Annotated in this window: 6 protein-coding genes; 1 reads left to right on the top strand and 5 read right to left on the bottom strand. The window is 67.1% G+C overall.

Annotated elements, in window-relative coordinates; genetic code table 11:
• Positions 1-34: 34 nt before the first annotated feature.
• A complete protein-coding gene (hmgA, locus tag DJ75_RS12840; RefSeq protein WP_094524848.1) occupies positions 35-1,258 on the top strand; it encodes a hydroxymethylglutaryl-CoA reductase (NADPH) in 1,224 nt (407 codons plus the stop codon).
• A 36-nt stretch (positions 1,259-1,294) separates the two neighbouring features.
• Here the strand turns inward: hmgA and DJ75_RS12835 are convergent, their stop codons facing one another.
• The 5 genes from DJ75_RS12835 to DJ75_RS12815 all read right to left on the bottom strand — a co-directional run bounded on the left by DJ75_RS12835 (position 1,295) and on the right by DJ75_RS12815 (position 7,507).
• Positions 1,295-1,612 carry a DUF2250 domain-containing protein gene (locus DJ75_RS12835; RefSeq protein WP_094524847.1) on the bottom strand — a complete coding sequence of 106 codons (318 nt, stop codon included), beginning with the start codon at positions 1,610-1,612 and terminating at the stop codon, positions 1,295-1,297.
• A gap of 94 nt (positions 1,613-1,706) precedes the next feature.
• A complete protein-coding gene (gene cofH / locus DJ75_RS12830; protein ID WP_094524846.1) occupies positions 1,707-3,137 on the bottom strand; it encodes a 7,8-didemethyl-8-hydroxy-5-deazariboflavin synthase subunit CofH in 1,431 nt (476 codons plus the stop codon).
• A 767-nt stretch (positions 3,138-3,904) separates the two neighbouring features.
• Complete coding sequence (locus DJ75_RS12825; protein ID WP_254921985.1) at positions 3,905-5,749, bottom strand: choice-of-anchor I family protein; 1,845 nt, start codon at positions 5,747-5,749, stop codon at positions 3,905-3,907.
• Positions 5,750-6,190: 441 nt separating this feature from the next.
• Positions 6,191-6,355 (bottom strand): hypothetical protein, encoded by a 165-nt coding sequence (locus tag DJ75_RS18890; RefSeq protein ID WP_176451167.1) that lies wholly within the window; start codon positions 6,353-6,355, stop codon positions 6,191-6,193.
• Between the two features lie 168 nt (positions 6,356-6,523).
• Positions 6,524-7,507: a DUF6293 family protein gene (locus DJ75_RS12815; RefSeq protein ID WP_094524844.1), complete on the bottom strand. Its 984-nt coding sequence runs from the start codon at positions 7,505-7,507 to the stop codon at positions 6,524-6,526.
• Positions 7,508-7,591: the final 84 nt, after the last annotated feature.

Here is a 7,591-nt window from a genome sequence, read left to right as displayed (position 1 = left end):
CAACCATTAGCACGCGCCGCGAGGAGTCGCGGACATGACCGACGCCACCCCCGCGTCGCTCGCGGCGCGCGTCCGCGACGGCGAGGTCCGGTTCCACGAGCTCGAAGAGCACGCCGACGCCGACGTTGCCGCGGCGGCCCGCAGGCGACTCGTCGCCGAGACCGCGGACGCCGACGTCGACGTGCTGGGCGAGTACGCCTTCGACGCCGCCGACGCGCACGGCTCGAACATCGAGAACATGATCGGCGCCGTGCAGGTGCCGCTGGGCGTCGCCGGCCCGGTCTCGGTCGACGGCGGCGCGTTCGCGGGCGAGCGCTACCTCCCGCTGGCGACCACGGAGGGCGCGCTCGTCGCCTCGATCAACCGCGGCTGCTCGGTCGTCAACGACGCCGGGGGCGCGACCGCGCGGGTGACGAAGAGCGGGATGACCCGCGCGCCCGTCTTCCGCGTCGGCGACGTCGCCGAGGCGGAGGCGCTCGTCGCGTGGGTCCGCGACAACGAGGCGTCGCTGCGGGCGGCCGCGGAATCGACGACGAGCCACGGCGAGCTGCTCGACGTGACGCCGTACGTCGTCGGTAACAACGTCTTCCTGCGGTTCCGCTACGACACGAAGGACGCGATGGGGATGAACATGGCCACCATCGCGACGCGGGAGGCCTGCGACGTCGTCGAGGCGGAGACGGACGCCGCGCTCGTCGCGCTCTCCGGGAACCTCTGCTCGGACAAGAAGCCCGCCGCGATCAACGCGGTCGAGGGTCGCGGCCGGTCGGTGAGCGCCGACGTCGAGGTGCCCCGCGAGGTCGTCGAGGAGCGGCTCCACACCACCCCCGAGGCGGTCGCCGAGATCAACACCCGGAAGAACCTCGTCGGCTCCGCCAAGGCGGGCGGGCTCGGCTTCAACGCCCACGTCGCCAACGCGGTCGCGGCGATGTTCCTCGCGACCGGGCAGGACGAGGCGCAGGTGGTCGAGGGCGCGAACGCGATCACGACCGCGGAGGCGACGCCCGAGGGAGACCTCTACTGCTCCGTGTCGCTGGCGAGCCTCGAGGTCGGCACCGTCGGCGGCGGCACGAAGCTGCCGACGCAGGCCGCCGGGCTCGACGTGCTCGGCGTCCGCGGCGGCGGCGACCCCGCCGGGAGCAACGGGGACGCGCTCGCGGAAGCGATCGCCGTCGGCGCGCTCGCGGGGGAGCTCTCGCTGCTGGCGGCGCTCGGCTCCAGACACCTCTCCTCGGCGCACGCCGACCTCGGGCGGTAGGTCGCTCTCGTCGCCGCAACGGTTCTCGAAAGGGGCTCAGTCCGACCACGGCGCGCAGTCGTCGCGGAGCGCGTCGCGGCCGTAGTCGGTGATCCGGTACACCGCTTCGCCGGTGACCCGCTCCACGAGCCCGCCCGCTTCGAGCGCGTCCAGCCGCGACTCCACGTGGTCCGCGTACAGCCCCGTGTTGCTCGCGACGAACGCCGGGTAGTCTGTCCCCGCGTCGTCCAGGTACGCGAGCACTCGCTCGTCGGTTCGCGTGAGCGCGACCCTCGGACGGTCCGGGTCGGCCTCCCCGTCTTCGTCCGGGGCGTCGCTTTCCGAACCGGCGGCTGGTACGTCTGACGCGGGCATCTTATGCATGCTAACGTGTACCATTGTAAAGAGTATTCGGGTGATTCCAGCGCGCTGGGAGGCGGTGAGACCGCGGGGCGAGCGGCGCCCCGCCTCAGTCGTCGGCCTCGGTCGACTCGCCGCCCGGGCCCGGACCGTCGGGCGACCGATTCGGGAGCATCGGAGAGCCGTCGGCCCGCGGGCCGAGCCGCGGGCCGTGCGGGCCGTCGTCGGGGTCGATCCGGCGCCGGGTTCGGTAGTCGGTCGAGCGCTCGACCGGGGTGCGGCCGATCGCCGTGATCATCTCGACGTAGTCGTCGAACGAGCGGTACTCGCCGTACTCGCCGCCGGCGCGCTTAGTGATCTCCTCCGAGAGGATGGTGCCCATGAAGTCGTCCGCGCCGCAGTTGAGCAGCTTCAGGCCGTGGGCGTCGCCCGACTTCACCCACGAGGCCTGCACGTGGTCGACGTTGTCTAAGAAGAGGCGCGCGACCGCCACCACGAGCTCGTCCTCGTCGCGCGAGGGGCCGGAGTCGACGACGCCGTGGCGGTACAGCGGCGTGTTCTGGTGGATGAAGGAGAGCGGGACGAACTCCGTGATCCCCCCGGTGCGGTCTTGGAGGTCGCGGACCACCTTCAGGTGCTCCGCGCGGTGCGCGACCGTCTCCACGTGGCCGTACATCATCGTCGAGGTGACGTCGAGCCCGGCCGCGGTCGCGCCCTCCATCGCCGCCACCCAGTCGTCGGTCCGGATCTTTCCGGGGCAGATCACGTCGCGCACCTCGTCGACGAGGATCTCCGCGGCGGTGCCGGGCGCGGAGTCGAGCCCCGCGGCCGCCAGCTCGCGGTAGACGGTCTCGTACTCCCAGTCGGTGCCGCGGGCGGCGTGGTACGCCTCCTCCGGCGTCATCGAGTGGAGGTGGACCCCGCCGACGGACATCGCCTCGATCTGCTCGGTGTAGGTGCCCGGGTCGGTCGCGTACCGCTCCGGCGGCTTGTAGTTCACCGCGCTCTCGGGGTCGTCGTACCCGGCGAGGACCTCGTGGTGCTCCTCGTTCAGCGCCAGCGCGGGGTGGAGCCCGGAGACGGAGCACACCTCGTAGATCCCCATCTCGAGGGCGTCCTCGACGATCCGGCGGGACTCGGCGGGGGGCTTCGTGAAGCCGGCGTGGTCCGCGTCGCTGTCGGCCTCGAAGGCGTGCGCGGAGTCCTTGAAGTTGCAGAACAGACAGCCCGTGTTGCAGGCGGTCGTGACGTTGTTGTTGAGGTTGGCGACGAACGTCACCTCGTCGCCCACGTCCTCGCGGCGGCGGCGGTCGGCGGCCTCGAGGACGGCCTCCTTCCGGACCGGGTCGATCCCGTCCCGGTCGGTGCCGGTCGCGAGCAGTTCGGTCGCGTCGTCGACCGTGAGGCGCGTCCCGTCGCGGGCCTTCGCCAGCGCGTTCCCGAACGACTGGTCGGTGGCGGGCTCGGCGAACCCGAAGTCGTCCCGGTCCAAGGTCTCCGCGTCGGCGGCGTCGGCGTCGCGGTCCCGCGCCGAAGTCATGGCGTGATCGTCCCCGTCCCACGGATAAAAACGAGACGGTAACGGCACCCCCCTCTCAGAAGCGTGACGCGGGCCGTGTGTGCGGAGCACAGCGGAGCTCGAGCGTCGAACCGCCGTCGGCGACGCGGGGTATAAACCGAAGAGAAAGGCCGGGGGACCTATTTAAATAACCGCGGTGGCGCGCTCCGGTGAGCGCCCGGCGGGCGCGAACCGAGCGCGAGGGATGCGGCGACCGGAGGGAGCCGCGAGGCTGGGGAGGCGTGAGATGCGGTTCGGCGCGGTTGGGGCTTTGGAGCCGGTCACCGCGTCAGCAACGACGCATGAACGAGCGCCTGAGTCGGAGGCGTTCGCCGTGGCGGGAGCGGTTTATAATTACATAGCCGGCTCTGTTGAAATCCTCAGTCGGCGATATGTTATCAGAGCTATGCTGCATACAGAGCGCGTATTTACCAACCTGTCTGCCAAAATTTTGTTGAGTTCACTCACAACGACGCACTCTGATGACCTCTACACTTTCCTGCCTGGGAAGCTCCAAATTTTCAGAGTGTTCTCGCGTCAAAACCTTCTGTTTATCATATAACTGGTTGTGTAGGATATTACACATACGCTGTCACAGTCGCGAACGGACCCAGACAGCGGCGCATCAACCTCCTGAACGGTCAGGGGACGGCGGTGACCGAGGAAGCGGGCACCGGTCGGGTCAGCCTCGACGGTCCAAGGAGCCGTTCCGAGGCCAAAGGGACGACTCGATGGCTACCGGGCCGGCGTCACCGACCGCGGCCGTTACTCTTCCCGTTGCCGTTACCAGGGCCCTTCCCGTTACCCTGGTCCTCACTGCCAGCTCCGCGGTCGTCGTCATCCTCGCGTTCGTCATCGCTGTCGCCCTCTTCTTCGCTAATCACGCGGAAAACCGCCGTCGTCCCGCTGATCTCGTGGCCGACGAACACGAGCGGGTCGTCGGTAGGACTCTCCTCGGCAGTCGCGAAGTCGAGCCCTTCGGGGCCGAGGTCGCCGGCGGCACTCGCCTTGGCGTCGCCGTTGGCGACCTCGCCCTGGATGTCGAACTCGAAGTCCCGGTTGTTGACGTAGTCGACGAACGTGGCTTCCTCGGGATCGGTGATGTCGTAAACCATGACCCCGCCGACGCGCTCGAGGCCGATGAACGCATAGTGGCGGTCGCCCACCTGGCCGAGCGCGAGTCCCTCGGGTTCGGGACCCTTGTTGTCGCTGCGGCTGTCGCCCGTGTTCTCCGTATTGTCGTTGTTGAAGTCCTCGCCGAACCGCTCGCTCGTGATGTCCTCGAAGTCGCTTCCGCTGTCAAACACCAGCTCGCCGTTCGTAGTGAAGATGCTGAACGACCGCCCGCCGAAGACGTAGAGCTCCTCGTAGAGCCCGTCTCCGTCGACGTCGCCGAGCGTCGTCGTCGCGTTCTTGTTCCCGAGGTTCTCGGGAGCCTGCAGTTCCTCGACGGTGTCGATGCCCTCGATCTCGTCGAAGTCGAAGGCGTCCGGGTCGAGTCGGAGCTCCGACACCTCCACCTCCTCGCTGAACGAGTCGTAGTCGCGGCTGTCCCCCTCGTTCGCCGTGACTATGTAGGTTTGCCCGTTCGGGCTGTACGCGCCGATCGCGTCGGGCTGGAGGATACCGTTGATCGGCCAGTTGCGGACGTTCACACCACCGTCCTCGTTGCTGGCGTCGAGTTCGTTCCCTGCCATACTGAAGTCCTTGAACCCCAGTGGCAGGAGGCGTGTGACCCGCGCCTGCCGGATGTCGATCTCGGCGATGGCGTTGTTCTCCTGGAGTGAGACCCACGCCGTCCGCGAGTCGTCGCTGATCGTGACGTACTCCGGCTCGAAGTCCTGCGAGGCGCTCGCGTTCGGCCCGAAGATGCGGATGCCCTGCCGGCGGAGCTGGTCCTCTCGGCCGTTGAACCGCCGGAATCCCGCGGTGTCGACCGTGGCGTGGTCAACGCCCTCGGAGAGGTCGACGATGCTGACCGAGCCTTGCGGGTCATACGCGTAGTTCTCCGTCGGCTCACCCTCGTTCGCGACGAGCACCCGCTCGCCATCGGGAGTGAAGGTGACCTTGTCAGGGAGCGGGCCGACAGGCGCGGTGCCCAGGAACTCGAGCGTCTCGGGGTCGTAGAAGCCGACTAGCCCGGGGTCCTGTGCGACGGTCGCCTCGAGCGCGACGGCGACGAGCTCCTCAGACGTCGCCACGCTGTTCGCAGATCCCACGGCGTCGAGGGAGCCCACGGCGTCGATCGGACTGTTCTCCACGGGCGTCGGATCGGACGGGTCCGCGACATCGAGCACCTCGACGCCGCCAATGTTGGCGTTGATCACGAACAGCCGCTCGGTCGGGGCGTGATAGGCGACGATCTCTGCGCCACCCTCGTCGAAGAGATTCTGCCCCTCGTAGCGACCGATCTGTTCCAGCTTGACGGTCTGCGAGCCGTCGAACGCACTCGCCGCGTCGGCACCTGACGCCCCACTCCTCACCCCTGACTCGCTCGCACCGGCCGTGCCCGCGAGCAGTCCCAGAACGGTCCCACCAGCCAGACCGAGGACGGTCCGGCGTTTCAAATCGTCCGTCTGTTGTGGTTGCTCCACGGGTGGTCACTCCTAGGGCCCCGTATTAATTTTATATAATTTACATATTGTGGGGTATAGAGATACCGAGCTGTCTACTGTCCATATGAATCTCTATACTCCTCTTATAATATCTCAAGTTGGGTGTGGAGACCGGCGGCAAGCGATTTGATGCTGTCCACGGTTATCCCACCGGACGCCGTCGTCGACACGGTGGCCGACGGGTCTCACTGTTAGATCACATAAGTAACCACGGCTATCGCCACGGTCTTGACAGGCGTGCTGCATCCACGCTCTAACTGTTGCATGAGTATGTTACCAATTGGTGGATCGCTCGTAGTGCTCCGCGTTACTTCGGTGGCCTAGATTTCGTATCAAGACTTTCCTGAACGCGGCATCACGATTGAACGACGGATGACACCACGAGTGCAATTCAACGAGTGGGAGACACTGACTGATGAACTACGCCGATTCGGTCGTGCGGGTGATGTAACGGCTACTGATGATCGGATTCACATCGACTTCGGCTCTGCACGTGTCGAACTGTCGCGCGATGGGACGCTCCAGACTGGGATGCCATTGCACGATTTCACGTACGATGACACCGTTGCGGTTGTCGTGGATCACGACGCCGGCACCCTCACAGTTGACGCAGATGCGGTAAGCTACACGTTCAGGCGGCCAGGTGGGTGAGGACTACATCCTCTGTATCTCGCACACGGTTTGTGTCATCGACTGAGGATTTCAGCAGACCCACATAGCCGTGGTTCGAACCACGTTCGCAGTGCTCCCGAGTTACCGCGCCAGCTCTCGGTCCTCGTCCGCGTGCGCCCGGACCCAGAGCTGGCCGATCCGCGAGAGCGTCGTGCGGTAGGACTTCCCGCGCTCCTCCTGCTCGATGTACCCCTTCCCGCCGGGGCCGAGCCGGTCGACGTTGTAGATCACCTTCGAGCGGAACGAGTCGGTGTACTCCTCGTTGAGGTCGGCCGCGAGCGTCTCCGCCAGCTCCGAGACGGAGGCGAACTCGCCGTGCTCGCCGAGCGTGAACAGGACGAGCTCCTCGAACGGCTTGACGTTCTGGAACGAGGCCACGGGGAGCTCGATCACGTGGCTGTCGCCGATGCGCTTCGCGCCGATCGTGGTGCCGCGCTCGTCGAACTCCTCTAACAGGTCCGTCGTCGTGTCGAGCCGGTCGGCGACGCGGCCGTCGTCGATCGCGTCGCCGTCGACCGCGTCGCTCTCGACCAGCTCGCGCAGGAGGTCGCGGTTCGCGCGGAGCTCCTCCGCGAGTTCGGTCTCGAGGTACTTCTCCGGGGCGGTGTAGTAGGTGTGGATCCGGTCGCGGTCGTCCTGCCGCTCGACCATGATCGAGTGGGCCGCGGTCGCGAACGCGAACGAGACCGGCCGGGGCATCGAACAGAGGTTCACCCACACCTCGCGCTCCGCCGGGGGGTCCGCGGCGTCCTCGCCCCCGGTCCCGCTCCCCTCCTCTCCGGTGCCGTCGCGGTCGAGTTCCGCGTTGATCAGGTCGAAGGCGCGCTCGAAGGCGGCGTCGTAGTCGTACACGTCGGTCAGGCGCTCGCGGACGGTCTCGGCGCCGAGCAGGCTCTGGAAGTCCTGTTCCAGCTTCCGGGCGATGTTCCGCGAGTACTCGACGTTGGCCTCGCTACCGACCGTCCCCTCCAACAGGATCACCCGGTCGACGTCGAACTGGTCCCGGATGAGCGGGGCGATCATGCGGTCGTAGTCGAAGCCGACCGGAACGATGTGGGTACCCATACGGGAGTCGTAACGCTGCCGTTTATATAAACCACCAACCACCGACGGCGACCGTGTCCGGGCCTTCGCCCGGCGACCGCGTCC

It is taken from the genome of Halorubrum sp. Eb13 (assembly GCF_002252895.1).
Classification (GTDB): Archaea; Halobacteriota; Halobacteria; order Halobacteriales; family Haloferacaceae; genus Halorubrum.
Note: the sequence above shows the minus strand (reverse complement) of the source record. Positions and strands in the feature narration are given on the sequence as shown.